This window comes from Vibrio sp. B1ASS3 (genome assembly GCF_905175355.1).
Lineage (GTDB): Bacteria > Pseudomonadota > Gammaproteobacteria > Enterobacterales > Vibrionaceae > Vibrio > Vibrio owensii.
On record NZ_HG992742.1, the window covers coordinates 2234070 to 2259430 of the forward strand.

General features: G+C 46.6%; 20 protein-coding genes and 1 pseudogene. 7 read left to right on the forward strand and 14 right to left on the reverse strand.

The annotated features are described in order from the left end of the window. Positions 1-190: 190 nt before the first annotated feature. Positions 191-3901, forward strand: coding sequence for a M66 family metalloprotease (locus tag KJB05_RS10340; protein ID WP_208445540.1), 3711 nt, complete (start codon positions 191-193; stop codon positions 3899-3901). Positions 3902-4017: 116 nt separating this feature from the next. Here KJB05_RS10340 and KJB05_RS10345 read toward each other — a convergent pair whose 3' ends face one another. Then, positions 4018-6462: a collagenase gene (locus KJB05_RS10345; protein ID WP_208445523.1), complete on the reverse strand. Its 2445-nt coding sequence runs from the start codon at positions 6460-6462 to the stop codon at positions 4018-4020. A gap of 305 nt (positions 6463-6767) precedes the next feature. Here KJB05_RS10345 and KJB05_RS10350 point away from each other — a divergent pair, with 305 nt between their 5' ends. Together KJB05_RS10350 and KJB05_RS10355 are read left to right on the forward strand one after the other, a co-directional pair. Further along, positions 6768-7196, forward strand: a complete 429-nt coding sequence (locus KJB05_RS10350) for a hypothetical protein (protein WP_208445522.1) — start codon at positions 6768-6770, stop codon at positions 7194-7196. A gap of 9 nt (positions 7197-7205) precedes the next feature. Next, a complete protein-coding gene (locus KJB05_RS10355; protein WP_208445521.1) occupies positions 7206-7880 on the forward strand; it encodes a Crp/Fnr family transcriptional regulator in 675 nt (224 codons plus the stop codon). Between the two features lie 68 nt (positions 7881-7948). Here KJB05_RS10355 and tsgA read toward each other — a convergent pair whose 3' ends face one another. The 9 genes and pseudogenes from tsgA to KJB05_RS10400 form a co-directional block, all read right to left on the reverse strand. Next, positions 7949-9115 (reverse strand): MFS transporter TsgA, encoded by a 1167-nt coding sequence (gene tsgA, locus KJB05_RS10360; protein ID WP_208445520.1) that lies wholly within the window; start codon positions 9113-9115, stop codon positions 7949-7951. Between the two features lie 87 nt (positions 9116-9202). Then, positions 9203-9910: a purine-nucleoside phosphorylase gene (gene deoD / locus KJB05_RS10365; protein WP_045401494.1), complete on the reverse strand. Its 708-nt coding sequence runs from the start codon at positions 9908-9910 to the stop codon at positions 9203-9205. 224 nt (positions 9911-10134) lie between these two features. Then, positions 10135-10983, reverse strand: coding sequence for an ABC transporter permease (locus KJB05_RS10370; RefSeq protein WP_045483064.1), 849 nt, complete (start codon positions 10981-10983; stop codon positions 10135-10137). Positions 10984-10985: 2 nt separating this feature from the next. Beyond that, positions 10986-12266 carry an ABC transporter permease gene (locus tag KJB05_RS10375; RefSeq protein WP_208445519.1) on the reverse strand — a complete coding sequence of 427 codons (1281 nt, stop codon included), beginning with the start codon at positions 12264-12266 and terminating at the stop codon, positions 10986-10988. Continuing rightward, positions 12263-13401: pseudogene (locus KJB05_RS10380) on the reverse strand (ABC transporter ATP-binding protein). The gene KJB05_RS10375 and the pseudogene KJB05_RS10380 overlap by 4 nt, the downstream one beginning before the upstream one ends. 74 nt (positions 13402-13475) lie before the next feature. Beyond that, complete coding sequence (locus KJB05_RS10385) at positions 13476-14390, reverse strand: dihydrodipicolinate synthase family protein (RefSeq protein WP_208445518.1); 915 nt, start codon at positions 14388-14390, stop codon at positions 13476-13478. 56 nt (positions 14391-14446) lie between these two features. Further along, positions 14447-15418, reverse strand: coding sequence for an ornithine cyclodeaminase family protein (locus tag KJB05_RS10390; protein WP_208445517.1), 972 nt, complete (start codon positions 15416-15418; stop codon positions 14447-14449). A 105-nt stretch (positions 15419-15523) separates the two neighbouring features. Beyond that, complete coding sequence (locus KJB05_RS10395; RefSeq protein WP_208445516.1) at positions 15524-16378, reverse strand: extracellular solute-binding protein; 855 nt, start codon at positions 16376-16378, stop codon at positions 15524-15526. Between the two features lie 120 nt (positions 16379-16498). After that, complete coding sequence (locus tag KJB05_RS10400) at positions 16499-17755, reverse strand: FAD-dependent oxidoreductase (RefSeq protein WP_208445515.1); 1257 nt, start codon at positions 17753-17755, stop codon at positions 16499-16501. Positions 17756-17865: 110 nt separating this feature from the next. Between KJB05_RS10400 and KJB05_RS10405 the strand changes: the two genes are divergently transcribed. The 4 genes from KJB05_RS10405 (at position 17866) to KJB05_RS10420 (ending at position 22031) form a co-directional block, all read left to right on the forward strand. Next, on the forward strand, positions 17866-18867 hold the full coding sequence (locus KJB05_RS10405; protein WP_208445514.1) for a 4-hydroxyproline epimerase: 1002 nt from the start codon (positions 17866-17868) through the stop codon (positions 18865-18867). Positions 18868-18885: 18 nt separating this feature from the next. Then, a complete protein-coding gene (locus KJB05_RS10410) occupies positions 18886-20418 on the forward strand; it encodes an aldehyde dehydrogenase (NADP(+)) (RefSeq protein ID WP_208445513.1) in 1533 nt (510 codons plus the stop codon). A gap of 140 nt (positions 20419-20558) precedes the next feature. Then, positions 20559-21233 (forward strand): GntR family transcriptional regulator, encoded by a 675-nt coding sequence (locus KJB05_RS10415; protein WP_208445512.1) that lies wholly within the window; start codon positions 20559-20561, stop codon positions 21231-21233. Positions 21234-21260: 27 nt separating this feature from the next. Beyond that, positions 21261-22031, forward strand: coding sequence for a transcriptional regulator (locus tag KJB05_RS10420; RefSeq protein ID WP_208445511.1), 771 nt, complete (start codon positions 21261-21263; stop codon positions 22029-22031). A gap of 43 nt (positions 22032-22074) precedes the next feature. Here the strand turns inward: KJB05_RS10420 and KJB05_RS28645 are convergent, their stop codons facing one another. The 4 genes from KJB05_RS28645 to KJB05_RS10435 form a co-directional block, all read right to left on the reverse strand. Then, complete coding sequence (locus tag KJB05_RS28645) at positions 22075-22698, reverse strand: GGDEF domain-containing protein (protein WP_244142934.1); 624 nt, start codon at positions 22696-22698, stop codon at positions 22075-22077. A gap of 20 nt (positions 22699-22718) precedes the next feature. Next, the gene (locus KJB05_RS28650; protein WP_244142933.1) at positions 22719-23204 is read right to left on the reverse strand and encodes a bacteriohemerythrin; all 486 of its coding nucleotides are present in this window, start codon (positions 23202-23204) and stop codon (positions 22719-22721) included. A gap of 199 nt (positions 23205-23403) precedes the next feature. Then, positions 23404-24570, reverse strand: coding sequence for a 23S rRNA (adenine(1618)-N(6))-methyltransferase RlmF (gene rlmF, locus KJB05_RS10430; protein ID WP_208445510.1), 1167 nt, complete (start codon positions 24568-24570; stop codon positions 23404-23406). After that, on the reverse strand, positions 24557-25072 hold the full coding sequence (locus KJB05_RS10435) for a M48 family metallopeptidase (protein ID WP_208445509.1): 516 nt from the start codon (positions 25070-25072) through the stop codon (positions 24557-24559). Before KJB05_RS10435 ends, rlmF begins: the two co-directional genes overlap by 14 nt. Positions 25073-25361 lie beyond the last annotated feature (289 nt).

The following is a 25361-nucleotide window of genomic DNA, read 5'->3' on the forward strand; positions in this document are numbered from 1 at the left end:
CGCGATCAAATCAGAGCTGGAAGCAAAATCACAAGCGCAATTCATGCTATCTATTTCGCCGTCAATTCCCATCAGATAATCAAATCTGTAAGCCACTCACATTGAGATTGCTTATGTAACCCCCTCCATACTGTGTCGAGCTTCTGGCGACACATAAATGTCTATTCCATTGGCAAAAGTAGAGTCTAATATGAAGAAAAACACGCTCGCTTGGCTGATCTCATCCTTATTAGGAAGTACAGCCGCTTTCGCAAACGCGAACCACGACCTAACCTTGGTCGAAGTCGGTAACCAAACCTTTGAACGCATAGAAATGCTCAAGCAGTTAGCAGACAAAGGTCAAGGCACGTCCCAACGTGATGGCGAAACCTACCTTGATTTTCAAGGCTATGAATACTGGATTAACTTCGATGGCTACCCTAAGTTCCCATTCTTATTCGGCGATCAAGACCAAGCCTACCGCAATGTGGTGGACTTCGTCGGTCCTGAATGGGAATTCATCATGTACAACGGTGGTTTCTACCTGATGCACAAAGAGTTTGGCGTGATGAACCCAGACGACATAGGCTGCTACGTAGAATATATCCCTGCAGCCCGAGGCTCGAAGCGTCCAAATGGCGAATACATTTGGCAGTCGGACATGATTCAAAACATCGAGACTTCTGATTGTGGCGACCTATCTGCGCCAAACATCAATGCATTGAACGTAGCCAGCGTTTCAGATCAAGGTGTTCAACTAGAATGGGCTACGCAAAACGCGAATGACAAGGTGGTTTTGACGTTGACCGAATCAGGTTCTGAGCCTGTTCGTTACGACAACGTTCAATCTGGCTTGTTCATTGGTAACCTGAAGCCAGACACTCGGTACACGGCGGAGCTTTCTTCGTGTAATGCGATTGATTGTATCGAGCCACAAAAGATTGAGTTCACGACAAGTGCAGCACGCCTTGGTTACGCAGACGAATTGCCGCTAGTAAATCACTTGAATGGCGATTTGACTGGTTCTATCCATTTTGCTCAAACCCATACTACCACCGCCCCGAATCAAAACGATGTGAACCTATTCCCTGACTTGGTGATCGACCGTGAAGCTTTGCTTTTATTCACGCCAGAAGACAAAACCGTTCAACAAGTTTGGGTAGAAGTGAGCTTTGAAGGCACAGTAATCACTCGCCTTCCAATGCTGCCACCAAGCGCGCTTGCGGCTTCTGATCAGCCAGATAATGGACGTTCTAAAGTGGTATTCTCCCATCACGCGTGGTCACTGCCGCTGCAATGGGATTGGATGAAGCCAGGCTTGTCGCTGCGCTTAACCGATAACACTGATCGCCAAGGCGACTTAGCAGCTAATGAACTTGTCTTTGGCGGCGCGCCGGAGCTTATCATTCAAAACATCGACATGGGTATGCTCACGGCGCCGCGTGATGGCAACACCATGATCAAAAACATGGCAAAACTCAGCGCCGATTACTTCCAGAAAATCCCAGCATCTAAACTGGTGATGGCGGATTACACTGCCGCTTATTTCCCGAAAGTGACGCTGCCAAACGGTAAGGTTTACACCACAAGCTCCGATGGTGAAGGTGGCTGGCACGGCGGTGACATGCGTGAAGCCATTGGTAAAGCACTGGTATCTACAGGTGTGAACAATGCGAACGTTGGCATTACCGATAGTGCTGGCTATTCGCAAGCTTACAATAAGCGCTTCAATCACATTACCGCGCACACCAACCGCGGCGTGTACACCAACGGCATTATTGATCATGGTGGCAGTGGCGGCGGTGGCATCGTGACGTTAACGGCAACAACAGGTAACGAATGGTCGCACGAACTAGGTCATAACTACGGTCTGGGTCACTACCCTTGGTATGCTTCTACGCACGATTTGGAATCTGGTTGGGGTTGGGATGCCCTGCATCGCCGCTTTATCGGTAACTTACACTGGACAGGTGAAGCCACGACAAACGATGTGGGTGGTGAAGTAGTGCCACCATTTGCGGGTGAATTCCGCTTTATGCGTGACGCACAAGCCGGTGGCGAAGCCGCACTATTGGGCACCATTAGTCATTACACGTTAGAGCACCCTTCTCAGTCTCGCCGTGTACAAACTTGGCTCAACAACGGATTTAACGTCGATTTAAACAGCTCGACTGGCTATGTTCGTTGGAATCAAGAAAGCCAAAGTTACGAAGAAGCACAAACCGACACGCCAGTACCTACTGCAGCAGGCGCGCCTGTTGTCACCATGTTGGGCATTTACGATCCGCGTAACGAACTTGCAAGCCAAGTTTACCCGCTAATTTACTCCAACTACGGCAACGTATTTGAGCTGCCTTCTTCACCAGACGTAACTTATCATCCGGAAGGCTGGCAAGCGGTGTCTTCTTTGTCTGACGAGCAAATTCAACAAGATTTGTGGCAGACGATGAAGGTCAACAATCAGCAAGCTCGTATTTGTCAGTTCACCTACACGGCAAGCAACGGCGAAAGTGCAAACTTCGTCGGTACAGTCAGTACGGATATGGCGCGTTGTGAAAGCAGCGAAGACATGTACTGGAACATCAATGGCCAGCGTGAGCGCATGATATCTCAAGATCATGACTACTCATTGCTGTCAAAATACGGTGAAGGTGCTGTGACTTACACGCCGAACACCGAAATTGGCGAAGTGCCACTTTGCGTGCTTGATAAATCTGGCACGAGCCATGATGGTGCGGGCTACTTTACCTCTTCCCATTGCCAACAGTTTAGCGGCGTGAAACACAACAACGGAGCAGATTGGCGTTACGCGCGACATCAAGGTGGAATGGATCAACCGAGTATGATCTCCCAACGTAGCTGTGCAGTTACGGTGGAGCGCCAGGATGGCTCAGTACAAAACATTGCGGTTGCAAGTAGCCGATTAAACGACTCACAAAGCAATAAGTTCCACTTTAACCTAGAGCAACTGCCACTACCGACTCGTGTCACCTTAAGTTGTACTGACGTGAATGGTAAACAAGTGCTAGATAGCTTGATCCCTGATCAAAACCCAGCGATCGATAAGCTTGTTGGTCCTATCTTTGTTGGTCAAGAGCACGGTTACAAACAATACATTGATGAACAAGTCATGTTTGCCGACAACGCAGCGTTAAACCGCATCGACTTTGGCTTTGTGGCTGACTTCGACAAGTTCGTAGCAGACAACTACGGAGCGGGTGTGCTGAACAACGGAGAGACAAGCGCAGAACGCCGCGCTGGTGCACTTTACGTGTACCCTAACCCAGTCACCGGCACTCGCGATTACTTCCTAATGCGTGACATCTCTGCGGCGGATTTCCCAACCAACCAAGCAGACAATGAAGGCTGGAAGTACCTAGGCTCAGCGGGAAACCATGTCCAGTTTGGTTTTAACCCACTGAAAGTCGATCGTAGTAACATCGACAATGCACAGCGTGTTGCCAGCTACTTCAATCAACCTCAATTGCTAACTTCGGAACAAGCGAGTTCAACGACATGGGGTCAATCTGAGAACGCTATTTTCATTGATACCGATGAAAGCGGTGAGCGCCGTTACTTTATGCAAAAACGTCCGGGAGTGAACAGCGCGTTGCCAGTTCAAAACACCTCTGACGTTGATTGGCACTTTATTGGTAGCGATACGGATATTGAACAGTACATTGCTGAGCTCAACAGTGACCTAGCTAAGTTTGAAGCCGAAATCTTAAACTGGCACAAGCAAGATCGCATGGGAGTTTGGGGCGAGAACAACAACACGGGAACGATAAACGATATTTACGTGTATCACTTCCGTGGTGGTTATCATTACTACCGCCTCATTGACGGCAAGTACTGGTATTTCCCTTGGCCAACGGAGGCAAACCCAAACAACGCTGATTGGCAGTATTTGGGGCACTTCTAAGCCTTAACCGATATTCAATATGAATAAAAAACGCCCAGCACAATGTAAACTCGTGCTGGGCGTTTCATTTTCTGTTGTTACTAGGACCAGTTGATCTTAATTAACAGAAACAATGTTTACTGACGACAACCTGAGGTATCAAAGTCCACTACAATCGCGGCATTTTCAAACTCACCAGAGACTTTAACGTACCCCCAATAATTGCGCTGATTGGACAAGGTAATACACTCAGCATTACCCGCATTGTCTGACCACGCATGGTGATTGGAGCCGTTTGGCCAACCATCATTGCTGTACTCAATTTTTAGGTCGCCTACCCCATTTGCCGTGGTGATTGCCATGCTGGTGTGCTCATTGACCGCTGGGATACTCAACCAGATGGTTTGTTGCGTCGCCAAACACGCCGCTTGTCCCGCAGTTAAGCGTCCACCACTGATTTTACTTTGCACTGCACAATCTTGTGGTAGCGCATCAGAACCACCCTGCGCCGTAATAGTAAGACTGTGTGTCGTACTTGACGTTAGCCCATCATTATCAGTCACGGTTAAGCTGATCGTGTACTGCCCTTCACTGCCATATTGGTGCGACGACTGGGTTTGTGTGCTGGTCGTGCCATCACCGAAATCCCACAAGACGCTGACGATCTTCCCGTTTGCATCCGTGCTGTTTTCACTGCTAAATGTAATGCTTTCACCGACTTTGCCCTCACTGTTTGCGGTTATGACTGCATTAGGAGCATCACCAGAAACAAGAGTTTGTTGCCACTGTTCAAACTCGCTCTGGTATAAGATTGCCCACTGATTGATGGTTGCTTTGTAATTTGCCCAATTACCCTGACGAGTTTCTATCAGCATTTGATTTACGTCGTCTTTATGTCGCTCAAACATGAATCGAACCGCCAAGTAACCCCAGCGATAAATTCTATCGACATCAAAGCCATCATAACTGGTCTCAAAGATCTCACTGAGCGTAAACGTTGACCCATCTTTGATGGTATCTATCGCAGCTTGGTTATCGTTCTCCTTCGACACATATTCGGCAATGCCCTCACTCCACCACACGATTCTTTCAGTTGGATGACCGAAGCCACCATAAAGGTCAAATCGTCCATCAAGGTAATGAACATACTCGTGCTCTAGGTTCCACACAAAGTGATCCGGATTGGCGTAAGGCGCTTCATAAGCAACAAAATTAGGGATGTTCCCCGGCGTTGCTGGATCGCCCTCAAGGTACATCCCACCATTGTTGGTACTGATGCTAAAAATCGGTCCAGCGTATTTGCCGTAATCATCGCTTGAATCAAAGATGTTGACCTGCAACTGCGTGTTGTAGTCATCCGCAACAGGTTGTCTTCCTGTCTCAAGTGAAGTGTGGAAATACCCCTCTTCGTACCCCATCTTCGAACAAGCCGCGACGTGTTGCTCTTGCGTCATGTTCTGCGACAAAATACGAATGGTAGGACTACATGTGTACGATTGAGAAAGCACCGAACCTTTCAACTGGGACTCAAAGTTACAAATTCCATAGTCACTACAATCCGCGTAATAAGAGACCGTATCGGCAGCGCCAAGCCAAATGGCATCGCCTCTACCGTACATCTCGTATTGAGCAAAGATCTCGGTCAGTTTGCTTTTCACTGTACTGGAAGCACTACCGGAATATTTGGTTAATCGTCCTAACTCACGACCAGCATTCGCTGCCATAAACTCATCACTAGCACCGATAGCTGACGAGCGTAGCGCAAAGTCCCCTAGTGCTTTAACAAGCTCAGTCTGATTACCAATGGCTTGCACAAATTGCTCATTCCACTGACCACCAAACAAAATGGTAAATACGCCATTCACTGCATTCCGCATGTACCAGTTCTGAGCGTATTGACTATCCCAGCGAGTGAGCCACTGCGTAACCTGTGGTAGGTAGGCATGCTGGAGCCCTGCACTGTCCATAGTGATAATCACTTCACTGAGCACCTTGCCATGGGGGTCACTGTTCTCATAGAAGTTCGCATTATTAACAAAGGCATCGACGGCTTCTTGTACTGCTGGTGTCACCCAAGAAAGAAACGAGACCTTGCTGTTGTAAAACTCAGCGTAATAACCTGCTCGTAAATACAGGAACAAAGCTTCAAGGTCATCACTGCCGCCTCCAGCGTAGGCTTTCGCTAAATTGGTCGTATGTTTTGCAATGTTGTACATGTGCCCAGATTCGAACGCCGCTTCTTGTATTCGACTCTCAGCTGAGAAAAGCGCATTAACACAACTTGCTCCTTGGGTTTTGATTGCGTTGAGCACATCGTTGCTACTGTTTGAAGTGAAAGCTTCTACATCACACACGTTTGCTGCCTGCTCCGCAGACCGAGTAGAAAGGGTTCGAAGGGTCGGTTTCGGTTGCTGGGGAAGCAACTTAGTTGGTGCATAATCTGGCAACGCTCTATCATTACCGTTTTGATGAGCGTGATGTTGATATATTTCTGTGACTTGCTGCGATGGCTCACTTAAAGCAAGCGCATTCGTACTAGCAAAGAAGGTCGCTATTGCGACGGTGAGATTTTTTAGTTCCATCTTTATTCTTCTATATGATGAGTTCCTTAAATGCCGTTACCACTTAGGCATCACCATTTACTCTTCTCACGACAAAGAGCACTCTCATATAAAGCGCCCTGAGCTTTAAAAGAAACAATTCATTAACAATCAAACGCTTTGGTCTCAGTTTCTAGTACTCAATCTGCCAGAAGACGAACTTTATAAAATCTATTTGCTTGATTGATGTTTGTCGGCTAGCTATTGGTAATGCATGTAAGCGAGCATTGGTGTTCATTTAAAAGCAAGTTACACTACGCCCTCTTTTCCTTTTCTGACGCATTCCCATGACTGACGCTGATATCGAGCTGCAACACCTTTGGTTAGAAGTCCAAGCTGAGCGCTGGCAGAACCTGTCACGCTTTTTGTTTAGCTATTACTGCTACAAACACAACCTCGTGAGTAAAACCAATAAAGTGTGTTGGGAAACTGCCCGTGCTTCACTACCTTGCTCTAAGACGATTACCGAGCGCAAACATGCGGTTATCGAACCATTGATACCGGAAGATACAGTCGTTGGAATATTAAAAACTATCAGTAAAGATGGCGACATGAGCTTTGAAATGATGGCGAGCACACTCGACACGTTTTTGCGCTATGTTGTGATCAGCAAACAAGAAAAAGCCCAGCTTAAACCCAACATGCCAGCAAGTTGGTATCAGCAAGAGAGCAAGCCATTAATGGCACGTTTTGAGCTCGCCGGAATTGTCATTTAAGGTACGTCGATGCAATTACAAACCCTAGGTAAAGGACGCTTTGAGGCGCAATGGAGTGAAGATAAACATCTCATCGAAAAAACGATTCGAGATTGCATCTGTACGCGCCGAATTTTTGATGAAAACGAAAAGCTCCTCACCCAAGGTGAACATGTCGAGAACTTATATCTGGTCGATTCCGGTCGTATCTCCATGGGTGTTACAGCAAGAAACGGCAAAACCTTTCTGCTTGGTACGCTTGAGTGCGAACAACAAGTCTTTGGTGAAATGGAGTTCTTTACTGGCTACCGCTGCCAAATGGACATTGTTCCGGTAGAACCGGTTGAAGTTGCGATTATTGACGCGCAAAAGCTGCAAAAATGCTTGTTAGAACAGCCTCGACTGTCACTTTACTTTGCCAGCGCCATCGCGATTGATTACCAAGATACGGTGGAGATTCTTTCTCGCCGGTTACTCTACCCAATCACCTATAACGTGGCGTATGACATTTATCATCAGTATTTAAATGATCTGCCAGTGGATGGGTTCCAAAAGAACTATTTGGAAGCGGAGCGATTTGCCACCTCAGACCGCGTTTATCGCCGCGCGGTGAAACAGCTTGAAAACAAGGGCTTTATCGCCAAAGAAAAGAAAGGATTACGTATTCTCGACTTGGACGGACTGCGTAATTTTGTCGAAGAATAGTTTAGTTCTTCACTTATAAACGAGAAAAGGTCTGCATGGTGCAGACCTTTTTAATTCGCTCGTTTTCATTAAGCGGTTTGCGTTTGCTCTACTGTCTTAAACTTCATTGAAGCCACCAGCATTGCGACGACTACCGCGTAGATAACTGGGATGGCGTACATCACGGTTTGCAGACCAACCACACTTTCCATTACTGAACTGATCGCTGGGCTGAACATCGCGCCCGCACTGCCGCTGATTAAGATGTAAGACACGTTCTTACTGGTTGCATTGCGCACAAACGATACACCGTAAGCGATGAAAGCATTGTAAAGCGCAGCACAAGCAAAGCCGTAACCGTAAGTCAGGTATGACAACCATTCTAGTTTATCCGTGGTGACGATAACGCTGGTGATCACCATAGCAACAGAGATGATGGTCAGTAGGAATGTCTGAATCTTCATGCGCGAAACAATCACGGTAGAAACCAACGCACCAACCAGAGCCGCAGACCAGTATTGAGTGATAATGTTGCCTGCTTGCTCAAATGGGATATCAAACTTCTCTTTCACGAACATTGGCGCCCAAGTTAAGAATGTGTATAGCGCAAGCATACCTAGGAACAAACCTACGCCACCGCTGATGATGCCGAAGTTCCATTCAGATTTTGCTTCTTGTTCAGAGCCGCTTTCACCACCACATTGGTTAAAGTTGGTCAGCAGAGCAACAAACATGGTTGCCAACGCCACAACGCCCACGCTTAGGTAACTGATGCTCCAGTTCATTGCGTTCGTCAGCGCGTAAGTGGTGATCAATGGGAAGACGACGCCTGCAATGTTAAAGGTCGCGTCTTGAACCACCAGCATGGTGCTTTGAATTTTGTCTTTCCATACCGATACCACGATAGTACCCGCGATACAAAGACCGACACCGCCACAGAAGCCAATCACAGTCATGCCAAGCATCACGATAAACAGAGAAGGCGCAACGTATAGACTCAGTGCTGCCGCGGCAATCGCGCCGTAACACAACACGGTCATTCGTTTAATGCCGACTTTTTCAATCAAAAAGAAAGCCGCAATAGTACCGGCAAGTGCGCCGCCGTTTAATAGCGAGAAAATCGATGCGACTTCGTTAACGTTCGCATCAAAGGTGTTGGCAAGCGGTTCAACCAACATACCAAATTGGGTCGCAAAACCCGCCATGATGAAGTTGGCGAGAAAGCTAATTGCGGTGAGTGTTATTTTATTTTTCATAATTCACTCCAAGGGCTCATAAGATAGATGTTCTTAGTATTAGAGAGAGCCAGCGAGCCAGCTCTCAAAGAAGACTTAATTGTAGGGTTAAGCTTTAATCGCAGTTTCTAGCGCAATTTCAATCATATTGTTGAAAGAAAGCTGACGCTCTTCTGCTGTGGTTTCTTCACCAGTAATGCAGTGATCAGACACGGTCAAAATCGCCAGCGATTCAATGCCGAATTGGTGTGCCAAGCCGTACAAGCCCGCTACTTCCATATCCACACCAAGTACGCCAAAGCGCTCTAGGGCTGGGATCATGTCTTCATCCGGATCGTAGTAAAGATCGCCAGTGAAGATGTTACCCACTTTGACATCAATGCCCTTCTCTTTCGCAGACATGTAAGCGTTGTGCAGCAATTCAAACGTTGCAGACGTTGCCATATGGTAGCCACTGCTGCGCTTAGCATTCGTCGGTGAATCTGTGCCTGCCGCTTGAGCTAGGATAACATCACGCATGTGAACGTCTTTTTGCGTCGCGCCGATGCTGCCGATTCGGATGATGCGTTTCACACCAAAGTCATTAATCAGCTCGTGACCGTAAAGCACCATTGATGGAATGCCCATGCCGTGCCCCATCACTGAAATGCGCTGACCTTTGTAATAACCGGTGTAGCCCAGCATGTTACGAATGTCCGTAACCAGTTTGGCGTCTTCTAGGTAGGTTTCAGCGATGTATTTCGCGCGTAGCGGATCGCCCGGCATGATAACAGTTGAAGCAAAATCTTCTGCAGAACCTGCGATATGAGCAGTCATAGTGTTTTCCTCGTTCGTTCTGTTGGCGCAATCATAATGAGGAAGCAGGACAAAGTTTCAGGACAAAAGTCCGGTTTGAAAGTACGAGCTCTCATAACTGAGAAAAGCGTCAGTATTCAACGAAAAAAGCGCCCACAAGGAGGCGCATTCGGTCAAAAAAGCGAGTAATTCTTTGCAGAGAAAGCTCAGGGTAACCGCAAAATGGCTTGTTGCTTTAACCAGATTTATTCTTGAATGCCACGGATACGCACGTTTCGTCTGCGCAGTATTTCTAGCGTGACAAGCAGACACACCGACATAAAAATCAACAGTGTCGCGACCGCGAGTATGGTCGGACTGATTTGCTCGCGAATGCCAGACCACATTTGCCTTGGTACAGTTTTTTGCTCCGCCCCTGTTAAGAACAGCGCGACCACCACTTCATCAAACGAAGTGCCAAAAGCAAACAAGCCGCCGGAGATCATACCCGGACGAATTAGAGGAAACGTCACATGCCTGAAGGTATACACCGGATTCGCTCCAAGGCTAGCAGCGGCTTTAACTAAGCTGTGGTCAAAACCGCTAAGTGTTGCCGTTACCGTAATCACCACAAACGGTGTACCAAGTGCAGCGTGAGCCAAAATGATGCCGATGTAAGTCTGGGACAGTCCTAAGCGTGTATAGAAGAAATACATAGCTGCCGCCGAGATGATCACCGGAACAATCATTGGCGAGATCAGTAGCGCCATAATAGCATTGCGAAACGGCAAATTACTGCTGGCTAATCCTAGTGCCGCTAATGTGCCAAGCGCTGTAGCAATCAAAGTCGCCATCAAAGCGATGAAGGTACTGTTTTTGAGTGCTAACAACCACTGCTCGTTGGTGAACATCTCTTGATACCAACGCACTGAATACGCCTCGGGGTCAAGATTCAGCATGCCCTCAGTAAAGGTGAAATAAGGTGTGGCATTAAACGATAAAGGAATGATGGTTAAAATCGGTGCAATAAGGAAAAACAGCACCAAGCCGCAAAAAACCAAATACCCAGCGTAGGCAATTCTCTCGCCTTTGGATGCATAATTCGGCAAACCCATGATTACCCTCCTACCTTGATATTGTTAATGCCCACGACGCGGTTAAACACATAAAACAGCGCTAACACCACAAACAACAATAGACCGCCTAAAGCCCCCGCCATACCCCAGTTCAACGAGGTTTGCATGTGATAAGCAATCATGTTGGAAATCATCTGTCCGCTTCGTCCGCCAACCAATGCCGGTGTGATGTAAAAACCGATGGAAAGAATGAAGGTCAGCAACGCGCCAGCACCAATACCGGGTAATGTCAACGGCACATAAACTTTGGTAAACGCCACCAAAGGCGTGGCACCGAGTGAACGAGCAGCGCGGAAGTAAGTCGGACTAATGCCCTTCATCACGCTGTAGAGCGGTAAAATCATAAACGGCAAAAGGATGTGAACCATCGATACCACGGTGCCAAACGTATTGTGGATCATTTGAATCCGTTCCGACGTTAAGCCAGACCAAATCAGTAAGTCGTTAATCACACCTTGGTTTTGCAACAACACAATCCAAGACGTAGTTCGAACAAGTAGCGAAGTCCAAAATGGTAGAAGAACGACGATCAACAATAGGTTTGCGCGCTTGTCTGGTAAGTTTGCTAACAAGTAAGCCACCGGGTATGCCATTACCAAGCAAATGAGCGTGATTAAGACCGACATCCAAAAGGTTTTAAAGAAAAGGTCGACGTAGATCTGGCGTTTTTCTGGTTGCGCTTCAATTTCACCAAACTCATTCACTTGCATGTCTAATGCCGCTAAATAGTGGCTCAATGTTATGGCACCACTGAGGTTCTTAAACGCCGCCCAATACTTGGTTTCTGCCCAGCGTTTATCGAGCTTAGATAACTCTGTCATCGATGCTGGCAATGACTCAAGGCGTGATAACTTTCTCCCGGTTTTCATCATTAAGCTGCGCATTCCGGAAACTTCAATATTCATGCGATTGGCGATTTTTGGCAGCGTTTTGCTTCGATACAAACCCAATAGCTCATGAGAAAACGCTGTGATCACCTCTGGGTGCGGCTGACCTCGATAGTCCCAGCTTTCCAGCGCTTGAATTGTTTCTGGCAATGCTTGAGGTATGGCTCGATTGTCGACACTGCGATACAGCATTTCTAAGATGGGAAAAGCAAAGGTGAGTAAAATGAAACACACCAAGGGCACAGTAAGCATGATCGAACGAATGGTTTTTCTCCGTTCTGCTTTTTGCAGCTGAGCTTTGAGATCGTGTTCTTGTTCATGAACTTGGCGCTCGATTTCCAATACCGAGTCCAACGAGGTTAGCTCTCGACTCATGCTGCCTCCTCATTGCATTCCGTTTGCGCTTGAGATAGAGGCTGTGAGCAATCAAGGGCGTGACAATCTTCACTTTGCCAGCCGATGCGGCATTGTGCGCCGGGAGTAAGTGAGAGATGGGTGCGATTGTCATTGAGCACTTTGACGACGAGTTTACCCACCGTCTCAACGTCAACCACTAAGCGATAATGGTCACCATGGTAAATCAGCTCACGCAAGATACCGGAAACTTGGTTATCACACTGCTCATCATCAGACTGAAGGATGATTTTTTCCGGTCGAATCGAAAGCGTGGTGCGCTGCCCTCGCTCTGTGACTCTTACCGGTTTCGCATTGAATGCCGCTTTCCCGACCTGCACTTGGCAGCGAGCATCATCTAACGTGTTTACAATACCGGTAAGTTGGTTGTTCTCACCGATAAACTGCGCCACAAACGCATTGCTTGGCGATTCGTACAACTCAGTTGCGGCGCTAATTGCTGCACTTCGCCATGGTTAAATACCGCAATGCGATCAGACATCGTCAGCGCTTCATCTTGATCGTGCGTCACGTACAAAATGGTGATGCCGAGCTTTTCGTGAAGATGCTTTATTTCCATCTGCATTTGCTCGCGAAGCTGTTTATCCAACGCACCCAACGGCTCATCCATCAACACAAGTTTTGGCTCGAACACCAAGGCTCTGGCGAGGGCGACGCGCTGTTGCTGACCGCCAGATAACTGCTTGGGATAACGACTGGCAACGTGCCCTAGCTCCACCATGTCTAATGCGCTTTGCACTTTACTCTCAATGGTTTCACTGTCGAGCTTGCGAACCTTCAGCGGGAAGGCAAGGTTTTCAGCAATGGTCATATGGGGAAAGAGCGCATAGTTTTGAAATACCATGCCGATGTCTCGCTTATGCGGAGCAAGGTTGTTCACCGGCACGCCATCAATATAAATTTCGCCGCCAGTGGCAGTTTCAAACCCTGCTAACATCATTAAGCACGTGGTTTTTCCCGAACCGGAAGGTCCAAGCATGGTGACAAACTCACCGGGGGCAATATCTAAGTTAAAATCTTTTACAACCAAGTTGGTACCATCGTAGGTTTTCTTAACGTGTTGAAAGCTGACATAGTCCTTGTTCGCCGAATTCATGGCTTCCCTCCTCTCACTTTTTTGAACATCAAGAATAAGCAGAGCGCCACTTAACGCCCTGCTAAGCAGCTTGGTTATAGATTGTATTTAGTTAGATCTAGACGAGTAGCAAGCGCATGCTCAACCAATTGAATCACCTGTTCACGCTCTGCGCCTTGTAAGATTTGACGAGGGGCACGAACTTGCTCAGAGCCGCGTCCACACACTTGCTCTGCTAGCTTGATGCACTGAACCAAAGTTGGGATGGTGTCTAAACGCAGCAATGGTAGGAACCAGCGGTAAATCTCTAACGCTTCAGCGTAACGACCTTGACTTGCCAACTTATAAATCGCCACCGACTCTTCAGGGAATGCGTTAGTTAAGCCAGAGATCCAGCCTGTTGCACCTAGCATCAGTGATTCAAGCGCAATGTCATCTACGCCGCTGAACACGGTAAAGCGATCGTCAAATTGGTTGTAGAGTTCTGTAATGCGGCGCGTATCCGTGGTCGATTCTTTCACCGCCACAATGTTTTCAAATTCAGCTAACTTCGCCATGATGTCGAGATTAACATCCACCCCGTAAGAAACTGGGTTGTTGTAAATCATGATTGGCATTTCTGGCGTCGCTTGCGCCAAGGTGCGGTAGTAATCAAAGGTCTCGCTTTCTGACGTGCGGTACACCATTGCAGGCATCACCATACAGCCATCAATACCGATTTTTTGTGCGTCTTGCATATAGTCAACCGCCGCAGTGGTGATGGACTCTGCCGTACCTGCAATCAAAGGTACACGACCATTGACCACTTCTTGTGCTGCCTGCAATACCTGACGTTTTTCTTCTGGATACAAGGCGCAGTTTTCTCCTACCGTACCCAAACAGATAATGCCGTTGACGCCATCTTTAATTTGGTTATCGATAACGGTTTGTGTTGCATCTAAGTCAATCGACTGATCGTGACGAAACTGAGTACTGACCGCTGGATAGACACCTTTCCATTCTACTTTCATGAATTTTCTTCCCTATATGTATATTGTATGCAATTTTAAAAGACGAGCGAAAATGCTCAAACTAGGCTGATGCCGCTTTCTTTCAATACCGCTTGTACGGCGGCTAAATCGGCTAAGGCACTGCCCACCGATTTGTATAAGGTGATCGCCTCATCACTCTGACGCCCTCTCACTTCTTCGGCGCAAAGCTGTGGCAACTCTCCTTTAATCTGCTCGGCGTTAAACACGCCCTCTTGGATTGGGATCAATAAATCCCCTGCTTCCGCTAACACATTAATGCGGCTATCGACATACACCTGTGCGCGTTGCACAACTGTCGAGTCACACTCTCGTTTATCCGAATCATGATTGCCCACTAAGTCGATATGCGTGCCGGGTAGAATCTTTGCACCATCAAACAGTGGTGCAGCGGAAGATGTCACACAACTAATGATATCAACGTGTTCAAGAGTCTCATCGACGCTCTCAACCACCGACACCGCAAACTGACGTTCGATTGGCAAGGATTGATACTCTGGCGAAGAGACAATGCGGTCGACGGTCGCCATCGCTTTGTCCAAGCTTCGTCCCCAAACATAAACCTGTTTAAGCGGTCGAACTGCGGCATTCGCCCACGCAAAATATGGTGCCAGATTGCCAGTTCCGCATATCAGCAACCGAGAAGCGTTTTCGCGCGCTAGGTAATCCGCAGCTAATGCAGACGCAGCTGCCGTGCGCCAGAAGGTCAGCACTTTTCCATCGACCAATGCAACGGGTTGACCGTCTTCTCGTTTAAACACCAAGATTTTGGAAGCCAGTGTATCTTTGCCATCTGCTGGGTTTTGCGGAAAATAGGTAAAAGCTTTGACCGCGATTAAGTCTTGGTTCCATGCGGGCAGCAAAGCAAATGCTTCATACTTACCTTCTTCTAAAGGCATCACTCTTCGTTGGGGAATAGCGGCAGGCTGGGCATAAGTTTTTCGCATGGTTTCAATCAATGACTTCATGCTCAAACACTTGGCAACTTGCTGCGCATCGATAACGTTCATGGTTTCTCCAAAGCAAATAAAAGGAAACGTCAGAGGCGGAACTTTTGGTTATCAAGCCCGCCCCTTCAGAGGTAACACTCAACTGAGCTTGCGCTTGGTTAACGCCTAATTAAGCAGCCAAGTATTAAACTCTTCGTTAAGCTCATCGGCATAATCCGACCACCACTCGTCATCAATCAAAAAGGCTGTTTTAAAGTTCTGCGGTGCGGTAGGCAGGTTTGCCAAAATCTCAGGACTGACTTGCGCCGATGACGACTTGCGTGTTGGACCATAGGCAACGTATTTTGCTTGGTCAGCTAAAGGCTTAGTACCCGACGAAAAAGCGATGAAATCGAGCGCTAGCTTGGTGTGCGCACTGCCTTTTGGAATCGCCCAGCCGTTCATGTATCCCATTTGGTGATCCCAAATGATACGAAAGCGCTGACCTTCATCTTGTCTGGCATTATGGATACGACCGTTAAATGCCGAGGCTATTACCACTTCTTTGTCGGCGAGCATTTGTGGTGGCTGAGCACCTGTGGTCCACCACAACACTTGTGATTTGATGGTATCGAGCTTGGCAAATGCTCGCTCACGCCCTTGTTCGGTCTCTAGCAAGGCATAAACCTCTTCAGGCTTCACGCCATCCGCACCCGGCGGCAAAATACTCGGATTAACAGGCTCTAACAGCCCTTCTGCACAGCCGCGTACGATGTCTGGTTTGTCTAGTGAAACCAGATCCCAGCGCACATTATTGGCTTCTACTTGCGCTTTAATTTCGGCTAAACCACCACTGAAGTCTTCTGACACAATCTCAACGCCCGTCTTTTTGATAAAAGGTTTGTGGTACGCCTCAACTTGGCTCTTCGTAAACGCACCGCCCCAAGACACAATCGTTAATTTCTCTTCTGCGTATGCAGAGGTCCCCAACAGCATTCCTGAAATCAACATCGCCAGTGGTGCTTTCGTCATTCGTGACATGTTTTACTCCTTTGGTCGTTTTCTGGAGGCATCCGGATACGGCTGCTGGATACCTTGTTGTTAAATTTTCGTTAACATTAGCATTAAATATATTTTATACAATATTTAATCTTAAATTTTTTAAACGAATCGCTTGAGCGTAAATGGTGAAAGATCAACCGATGGGCTTTTACCTTCAACAAGCTCCAAAATGAGATCGGCGGTGATTGCAGCTTGGGTTAATCCAAGGTGCTGATGCCCAAATGCCAGCAGCACTTTTCCTTCAAAAATCTGGTCAATCACAGGTAACGAATCCACTGTTGAAGGTCGGTTTCCCATCCACTTTTCTTGTTGTTTGAGTGGGTTTAATCCACTTTCGAACATCGCATCGCCTTGCTGATATAGCATCTCGGCACGCTTCATATTCGGAGGAGATTCTACGTGTGCATACTCCACTGTTCCCGCTAAACGCAGCCCACTCGCCATCGGCGTCGTGATGAATTTTCGGTCGGCAGAGCTGATCGGAAACGGCAACGCTTGCCGTTTATCATCCATCATTAAGTGGTACCCTCGCTCGGCTTGAATGGGCACTGCGATACCAGTTAATTGCTTCACTAAAAGCTTGGAATGTACCCCGGCAGCAACGATGATACGGTCGAATGAATATTGACTTGATTCCACCGACACTTGCCCCGATTTACTTAGAGCATCAATCGTTTTATTAACAATGGTTCCACCCAGCTTCTCAAATGCATCATAGAGCTCAACGCTGATTGAATAAGGGTCTAACGTATGTCCCGTCTCAGGGAAAAATACACCATGGCGAATTTGGCGACTGATCTCGGGAAGCTGTTCACGGATGGTTTTCTGCGTCCAAACTTGATACTTCACACCGTGTTTTTTTAGCTCTTCTAGCGTACTTTGATAACGTTCGAACAGCCGCTCGCTTTCAAAGGTCAATAACGAGCCATCCATTTTGATCAGGTCTTTTTTCTCGATGGAATCGAGTAACTGTTGCCAGCTTTTCACTGCTCTTGAATTGAGACTTTTGATGGCGTTGGTCGAAGGCACTGTCGACGATGGTTTGGCTTTTGATAAGAATCGAAGCATCCAACCCATAGTGGAAGGGAGATCTTGCCATCGGATAGAAACCGGACTTTTGGCGTTCAATAGCATCTTAGGTAGCTGAGGAATAAGACCCGGTGTTGCGAGTGGAAAAACTTGCTCAGTGGCAATGTGCCCAGCGTTCCCTTTCGAGCAACCATTTCCCACGCCATTCGGGTCGAATAGCGTCACCTGGTGCCCTTGCTGTTGCAATTTTAAGCCAATTGCCAAGCCGATGATCCCCGCACCTACTATCGCTATATTTTGATTTCCAGTTTCTTCCTTGACCAACATGAATATGCTCCAAGTCACATTTGAAAAAGCAGATTGTATACAATATATTTTACATCACGATAACATTAAGTCCGTTCGATTCAACCCATTTTTTCAGCAAGGAGCGAAAAATGAGACAAGGAACCTTTTTCTGTATCGATGCCCACACCTGTGGCAACCCTGTCCGATTAGTGGCAGGCGGTGTTCCTCCGCTTAAGGGCAATACCATGAGTGAGAAGCGCCAATATTTCTTGGAACACTATGATTGGATTCGTCAGGCATTGATGTTTGAACCTCGTGGTCACTCCATGATGTCAGGTTCCGTTGTTTTACCGCCTTGTAGTGACAATGCTGACGCCTCGATTTTGTTTATCGAAACCAGCGGCTGCTTACCTATGTGTGGGCACGGCACGATAGGCACGGTCACCACGGCAATTGAGAATCGGCTGATCACCCCAAACGAAGAAGGTCGTTTGATCCTAGACGTCCCTGCTGGACAAATCGAAGTGCATTACCAAACAAAAGGTGACAAGGTCACGTCAGTTAAAATCTTTAACGTTCCTGCTTACCTTGCTCATCAAGATGTCACCGTTGAAGTAGAAGGACTCGGAGAAATCACTGTCGATGTTTCTTATGGAGGCAACTACTACGTGATTGTCGACCCACAAACCAACTATGCCGGTCTTGAGCACTACTCGCCTGATGAAATTTTGATGCTCTCCCCCCGAGTTCGTGAAGCCGTTTCAAAAGCGGTGGAATGTGTGCATCCAGACGATCCAACCGTGTGTGGCGTCTCTCACGTGCTTTGGACAGGTAGCCCTACTAATGAAAACGCAACCGCTCGCAACGCCGTGTTCTACGGCGACAAAGCCCTCGACCGCTCCCCTTGCGGCACAGGCACCTGTGCCCGTATGGCGCAGTGGCATGCCAAAGGCAAACTCAAACAAGGTGAGGACTTTGTCCACGAAAGTATTATCGGCAGCCTGTTTAACGGACGTATTGAAGGCGTCACTGAAGTGAACGGGCGAGCAGCCATTCTGCCTAGCATCGAAGGTTGGGCGCAAGTGTATGGACACAACACCATCTGGGTGGATGACGAAGACCCATACGCGTATGGATTTGAAGTGAAATAAGGACAGTAAGGAATCACAATGAACCCGCAAACCGACAACGTTTTTTACGCGACCAACGCCTTTACTGGTGAGGCGCTCCCTTTAGCTTTTCCTGTTCATACGGAAGTTGAGGTCAATCAAGCCGCAACTGCTGCTGCAAAAGTCGCACGCGATTTTCGCCGCTTAAATAACAGTAAGCGCGCTAGTCTGCTTCGCACGATTGCCAGTGAATTAGAGGCAAGAAGTGATGACATTATCGCCCGAGCCCATTTAGAAACGGCGCTTCCCGAAGTACGCCTGACAGGAGAAATCGCTCGTACAGCGAATCAACTTCGCTTATTCGCTGACGTAGTCAATTCTGGCAGTTATCACCAAGCCATTCTTGATACGCCAAACCCAACTCGCGCCCCACTACCTAAGCCAGATATTCGTCGCCAACAAATTGCGCTTGGTCCTGTCGCGGTATTTGGAGCATCCAACTTTCCGTTGGCTTTCTCTGCTGCTGGTGGAGATACTGCTTCTGCCCTCGCAGCGGGTTGCCCGGTGATTGTAAAAGGTCATACTGCGCACCCAGGTACAAGCCAAATCGTTGCGGAGTGTATCGAGCAAGCGCTGAAACAAGAGCAGCTACCACAAGCGATTTTCACCTTGCTGCAAGGAAATCAGCGTGCATTAGGACAAGCTTTGGTCAGCCATCCTGAAATTAAAGCGGTGGGCTTTACTGGTTCGGTTGGTGGTGGGCGCGCCCTGTTCAACCTAGCGCAGCAGCGACCTGAGCCAATCCCGTTCTATGGTGAACTCGGTGCGATTAACCCGACGTTTATTTTCCCTTCTGCAATGAGAGCTAAAGCAGATTTAGCGGATCAATTTGTTGCTTCCATGACCATGGGATGTGGACAATTTTGTACTAAACCTGGCGTAGTGTTCGCGCTGAACACACCGGAAACACAAGCGTTTATTGAAACCGCGCAAGCCCTTATTCGACAACAGTCTCCTTCTACTCTACTTACTCCCGGAATCCGTGATAGTTACCAATCACAGGTCGTCAGCCGAGGCTCTGACGACGGAATTGACGTCACTTTTTCTCAAGCGGAGTCCCCTTGTGTGGCATCGGCTCTCTTTGTTACGAGCAGTGAAAACTGGCGCAAACATCCTGCGTGGGAAGAAGAGATTTTTGGTCCACAATCGTTGATCGTCGTTTGTGAAGATGTGGCTGATATGCTTTCGCTCAGTGAAACGCTGGCAGGATCGCTAACCGCGACAATTCATGCAACGGAAGAAGATTACCCACAAGTATCGCAGCTCATCCCTCGTTTGGAAGAGATTGCCGGACGACTGGTATTTAATGGCTGGCCGACAGGCGTAGAAGTTGGTTATGCCATGGTGCATGGCGGCCCTTATCCCGCATCGACCAATTCAGCGTCGACTTCTGTTGGTGCGGAAGCCATTCACCGTTGGCTACGTCCGGTGGCTTATCAAGCGTTGCCAGAAAGCTTACTGCCCGATTCGTTAAAAGCAGAAAATTCATTGGAGATCCCGCGCGCAGTAGATGGCAAAACAGCTCACAGTTAAGTCATTGGCTCAAAAAGGCACCAGTTGGTGCCTTTTATTTCACGCCACATCTCAAAACCTTCGCTTGCAGTTGGCTTAATCCAGAAAAACAATAAACTAAAGAAATTGGATACAATATTTATTTTTGACGGGAGACTTCAATGTCACAAAAACCTGTTTTTAAGACCCGCACTCAACTGGTTGAGGAAGCGATTCGAACTCAGATCCTAAAGGGCGAGTTAAAAACTGGTCAACCTTTACGTCAGGACGCGTTGGCAAAAGAGTTTAATGTTAGCCGCATTCCCGTTCGTGAAGCGTTAGTGCAATTGGAAGCACAAGGATTAGTGAGCTTTGAGCCTCATAAAGGGGCAACGGTAACTGAGCTCTCTCCAGATAAAATCGACGAGTTGTTCGAACTGCGCGCCGTAGTGGAATGCCACATTTTAGAGCGTGCGATTCAGAACATGACTGACGAAGATCTCGAACGAGCACGTGAAGTCCGTGAACGTTTTGAAGCGGTAGTCAACAGCGGCGATGAAGTCGAAGAGTGGAGCAACTACAACTACGAATTCCATAAAGCTTTGTATGCCCCAGCAAACATGCCAGAAACCATGGATGTGATATACAGCCTCAACACTAAGTGCGACCGCTACATTCGCATGCAACTGCTGTTCACGACGGGCATTCAGAAGGCAGAGCAAGAGCATTTGACCATGTTCGAAATGTGTCAAAACCGCGATGTAGAAGGCGCTAAGTATTTGCTGAAAAAACACATTTTGGAAGCTGGCACCGCCATTCGTAACTTGTTGTTGGAACAACAGAACACATCAAAATAAGCTCAGCAGTTAAGGTGGTGTTAAGAAATGAATGTCGGACCTAAATTTCTATTAGCGGCGCTGCGACAAAAGATCAAAGATGAGGGGCTGTGCTATAGCTCTTTGTCGGAGAAAAGCGGTATTCCGTTGTCGAGCATCAAACGCCACCTGCATAACCCTTCTTTGGGCTTGGATAAAATCCTTGTCTATCTCAACTATTTAAACACCGATCTTATTGAGCTAGCCAACCTCGCCAATCAGCTTCAGCATGAGAACGAACAAATGCTGACTGAAGAACAAAGCGCGTTATTTCTTGAACACCCCTATCTTCTCGACTTTATCTATATGGTGACGTCTCGTAACCTCGACCCGCAAGACATTGCGAAAACCTACCAGTTATCAGAAACCAGTCTGCGTTTTTATCTGCGCATAGCGGAAATGCTAGGTTATGTTGAAGATTTTGGTGATGGGTTGTTCTACCGTTCTGGGCGACGCTTTTTGATGGAAGAAGGCTCTGAACTCGACTCACTATTTCGTGAACGCTTCCAAAAAGAATCCTTATCTCACGAGGTAAATCCGGGGATTTGTGTCGGTCGTATTCGTTTGACCAACGCACAGCGCCAACAATTAGAAGAAGAAGTTTACAACAAGCTAGTTAAGCTCAATGCAATCAATACTTCTAATGATGATGGTGAACTCACCAACGTATTAATGCGTTGCACTCCAGGAACACAGATTTTTTTCTCTGATGGGTTGCCTGACATTGACGGCGACTTATTAAAACAGGTTGCTCAATTCACTAACAAAACGAAGAGTTAGAAAAACAACCTGATTTAAGTTATTACCTTAGCCGCAGTTCAAATTAAATCGTTAATATAGACTCTGCGATTACGGTATTTCTTCCGCTCAATTTGGCTTTATATAAGCATTGGTCGACTTTATCCAAGAAATAGCGAATATCTGAGCATGATTCTGCTCGCTGGCTAAATACGCCAATAGAACTGGTTAATAAATGGGTGTGAGCATTATCTTCGCATAAGATTGAAAGTTTAGAGATGGACTCTCTCAGTAACTCTGCGCGCTCAACACAATGTTCATGCTCTGAGTCGACAAGCACAATCAAAAACTCTTCCCCACCCATTCGAAAAGCGATTTCGTCAACACCATTGAATTGCGAAGATAATAACATCCCAACCTTGGTGATGGCCTCATCGCCCTTTAGGTGACCAAGCTCGTCATTAAGTTGTTTGAAGTAATCTAAATCAATAGAAATAAAGCTGACGGTTTGCTTTCCTGCTTGCGCTTTGGAAAGAATATCTGGCGTCATGATGTTGAAGTATCGACGGTTGTATAAACCCGATAGTTCATCTGTTATCGCAAGTTCTTGCAGCTTTTTGTTGAGGCATCTCAACTCTTTCTCTGCCACAAAGCGACGATGTTTTTCTCTAACAAGCTCAATGGATTGAGTAGATACTTCAAAATACATTTTGAGAACAGCATCTGCGACTAAACATTGATACCCTGCAGTGTATCTACCGCGTTCACTTTTGCCGTCTCTAAAGAATCGGTAGATTCCAACTCTTTCAACGCGACACTCATTTTCTTATCATCGCCGATGATATGGAATACGAGCCAACGAATTAAGAACTGCAGAATATGTTCGATAGATTCTTGCCAGTTGAGGGGTTTAGATTCAGATTGAATCTTGATGACTTCGTTGACAAACGACGCATGACTTTTCTTGTGATCATCATTCCAAACATCATCAAGAAAGTGCTCGTTCCAGATGCTTTCTTCAAAAGAGAAGTGGTATTGAGCGTAGTCTTTTAATTCACTAAACACACCGTCAACTTCTATTTGATCATCATAAATCAACGTATTGGCTAATTTATTTACCAATAAAAAGAGATGGTAATGTTGTTCATCGACCTTTTTAATCCCTGTCTCAAAATTGTGATTCCAAGGAAAAATGATCAGTTCATTATCAGACATAACTATTCATGTATTAACACTATTTCTTGTGGGGAATAGTACCCCATGTTATTTAAAGTTGATAGCCCTAATAATCAAGTCTATTTATCAGAAGAATAGCCAAACTTGTTATAATTATTAAATTAATAAATTTATTGTTAAAAAATAGCACCAACAGAGTGGTGCTATTTTATTGGTTAGAAAAGTATGCTGTGAATAATTACTTTAATTCAATCCACGCTTTACGCTGCGATTTGTCCATGTAGGACCAAGCGATAAAGCGGCTGACTTTTTGTCCTTGGCTCATTTCCACGATTCGGATCGCTTTTACACCCAACTTCTCAAGTTGTTTACGCATCGGACGAACATTGTCTTTCTTTGAGATTAACGTGGTAAACCAAAGCACTTGTGCACTGAATGCTTGGCTTTCGTTCACCATTTTGCGGATGAATGCAGCTTCACCACCTTCACACCATAGCTCAGCATTTTGGCCACCAAAGTTAAGCGCGGGTTTATTGGCTTTTACTTGCGGCGTTTTCGCTTGATTAGCTTGAACCTTCACGCCCTTTTTACGCTGATTCGCTTTTAAATTGTCTAACTTACGCTGACTGCCCATCGCGGCTTCTTCAGCAGAACGGTGGAATGGTGGGTTACAAGTCGTAATATCGTAGCGATCGTTTGGCTGGATAATACCGCGGTAAATATTGGACTCACTGGTTTGTTGTACGAGTTCGATCTTACCGTTTAACGAGGCATTACGCTCTGTGATTGCTCGTGCTGATCCAATCGATTTTGGATCAACATCGCTACCGGTGTAATGCCATCCATACTGAGTCACACCTACAATCGGGTAAATACAGTTTGCTCCAACACCGACATCAAGCGCTCGCACTTTATGGTGGGCGTATTTGCCTTTTACTTCACCATCTAGCAACTCTGCTACACGATGAACGTAATCCGCGCGCCCGGGAATTGGCGGGCACAAGTAAGTATCAGGGATATCCCAATATTCAATATCATAGTGCGCCGCCAGCAATGCTTTATTGAGCATCTTGACGGCCTTTGGATCGGAGAAGTTGATTGAGTCTTCCCCTTTCGGATTCTTTATCACAAATGATTTGAGCTGAGGCACTGCTGTGATTAGCTTTTTGAAATCGTAGCGACCTCGATGTGCATTACGTTCATGCAATCCACTCTTAGCAATTTTGATCACTTCCACATCGCTGCTTTTGTTCGCGGCGTTAGTTTTCAGACCTGTGCTTTTTGTAGCTTTTGCTGTCGGCTTATTTTTCACACGCTTTGGTTTGATCTTGGCGATTTCTTTGCTCGGCTTAGACTTCGCCGATTTTGGCTGAGCTTGTTTCGCGTTGTGATTATTGGTCTTCATTCGAATTCGCTTTTAAATCGAGGTAAATCATAAACAGACGAGCATCAAATTCGAGTTGGTGATACTCAGGTTCCATATAACAGCACAGTTGGTAAAAGGCTTTGTCGTGGTTTTTCTCACGAGTATGTGCCAACTCATGCACCACCAGCATGCGTAATAACGCTTCAGGTGCATCTTTAAACACGTTCGCAATGCGAATCTCATTTTTCGATTTGAGCTTGCCACCATGGTTACGGCTGATCACGCTATGCAAACCAAGTGCATTATTGACGGCGTGAATTTTCTTATCGTAGACCACTTTGCTAATTGGCGCGGCTTTCTTCATGTAGCGGTTTTTGAGCGCTATTGCGTACTCGTAGAGTGCCTTTTCGCTTTTGATTTGGTGTCTATCTGGGTAGCGTTTTTCGAACCAAGGCACCAGTTTACCGCTGTCGATGAGTGAACTGACTTGCTCGACAATGTTCTGCGGATAACCTTGAATGTATCGAAGTGACGGATGCATGCGTATTAAGTCTGCTATGACAAAAGAAAGGCGCTAAATATACCTGAGATAAACAAGAGTTTCATCTTAGGTTTGTTGCTTTCTTCAATAGTTTCCTATTTAAAGTGCCTAGAGCGATGAAGCTTTATCGTAAAGGAACACAAGTGACTAGATAACAACATTATCAATAACTTTATTGTTCTTTTTTGGTTCCAGAAACACTATCGAGGATGTTCATCATACATCTCGACTATGCTATTCGTTTTTTAGTCATCACCTTATCGACAAATATACAAAATTTCTTTTGGTA

Excerpts from the sequence above, each read along its gene's own strand:
- rlmF (WP_208445510.1), bottom strand. The coding sequence starts at position 24,570 with ATGAAGACCAATAATCACAACGCGAAACAAGCTCAGCCAAAATCGGCG.
- KJB05_RS10410 (WP_208445513.1), top strand. The coding sequence starts at position 18,886 with ATGAACCCGCAAACCGACAACGTTTTTTACGCGACCAACGCCTTTACT.
- KJB05_RS10350 (WP_208445522.1), top strand. The coding sequence starts at position 6,768 with ATGACTGACGCTGATATCGAGCTGCAACACCTTTGGTTAGAAGTCCAA.
- KJB05_RS10375 (WP_208445519.1), bottom strand. The coding sequence starts at position 12,266 with ATGAGTCGAGAGCTAACCTCGTTGGACTCGGTATTGGAAATCGAGCGC.
- KJB05_RS28650 (WP_244142933.1), bottom strand. The coding sequence starts at position 23,204 with ATGTCTGATAATGAACTGATCATTTTTCCTTGGAATCACAATTTTGAG.
- KJB05_RS10355 (WP_208445521.1), top strand. The coding sequence starts at position 7,206 with ATGCAATTACAAACCCTAGGTAAAGGACGCTTTGAGGCGCAATGGAGT.
- KJB05_RS10400 (WP_208445515.1), bottom strand. The coding sequence starts at position 17,755 with ATGTTGGTCAAGGAAGAAACTGGAAATCAAAATATAGCGATAGTAGGT.
- KJB05_RS10405 (WP_208445514.1), top strand. The coding sequence starts at position 17,866 with ATGAGACAAGGAACCTTTTTCTGTATCGATGCCCACACCTGTGGCAAC.
- deoD (WP_045401494.1), bottom strand. The coding sequence starts at position 9,910 with ATGACTGCTCATATCGCAGGTTCTGCAGAAGATTTTGCTTCAACTGTT.
- KJB05_RS28645 (WP_244142934.1), bottom strand. The coding sequence starts at position 22,698 with ATGTATTTTGAAGTATCTACTCAATCCATTGAGCTTGTTAGAGAAAAA.
- KJB05_RS10340 (WP_208445540.1), top strand. The coding sequence starts at position 191 with ATGAAGAAAAACACGCTCGCTTGGCTGATCTCATCCTTATTAGGAAGT.
- KJB05_RS10370 (WP_045483064.1), bottom strand. The coding sequence starts at position 10,983 with ATGGGTTTGCCGAATTATGCATCCAAAGGCGAGAGAATTGCCTACGCT.
- KJB05_RS10390 (WP_208445517.1), bottom strand. The coding sequence starts at position 15,418 with ATGAACGTTATCGATGCGCAGCAAGTTGCCAAGTGTTTGAGCATGAAG.
- KJB05_RS10415 (WP_208445512.1), top strand. The coding sequence starts at position 20,559 with ATGTCACAAAAACCTGTTTTTAAGACCCGCACTCAACTGGTTGAGGAA.
- KJB05_RS10395 (WP_208445516.1), bottom strand. The coding sequence starts at position 16,378 with ATGTCACGAATGACGAAAGCACCACTGGCGATGTTGATTTCAGGAATG.
- KJB05_RS10385 (WP_208445518.1), bottom strand. The coding sequence starts at position 14,390 with ATGAAAGTAGAATGGAAAGGTGTCTATCCAGCGGTCAGTACTCAGTTT.
- KJB05_RS10345 (WP_208445523.1), bottom strand. The coding sequence starts at position 6,462 with ATGGAACTAAAAAATCTCACCGTCGCAATAGCGACCTTCTTTGCTAGT.
- KJB05_RS10435 (WP_208445509.1), bottom strand. The coding sequence starts at position 25,072 with ATGCATCCGTCACTTCGATACATTCAAGGTTATCCGCAGAACATTGTC.
- KJB05_RS10420 (WP_208445511.1), top strand. The coding sequence starts at position 21,261 with ATGAATGTCGGACCTAAATTTCTATTAGCGGCGCTGCGACAAAAGATC.
- tsgA (WP_208445520.1), bottom strand. The coding sequence starts at position 9,115 with ATGAAAAATAAAATAACACTCACCGCAATTAGCTTTCTCGCCAACTTC.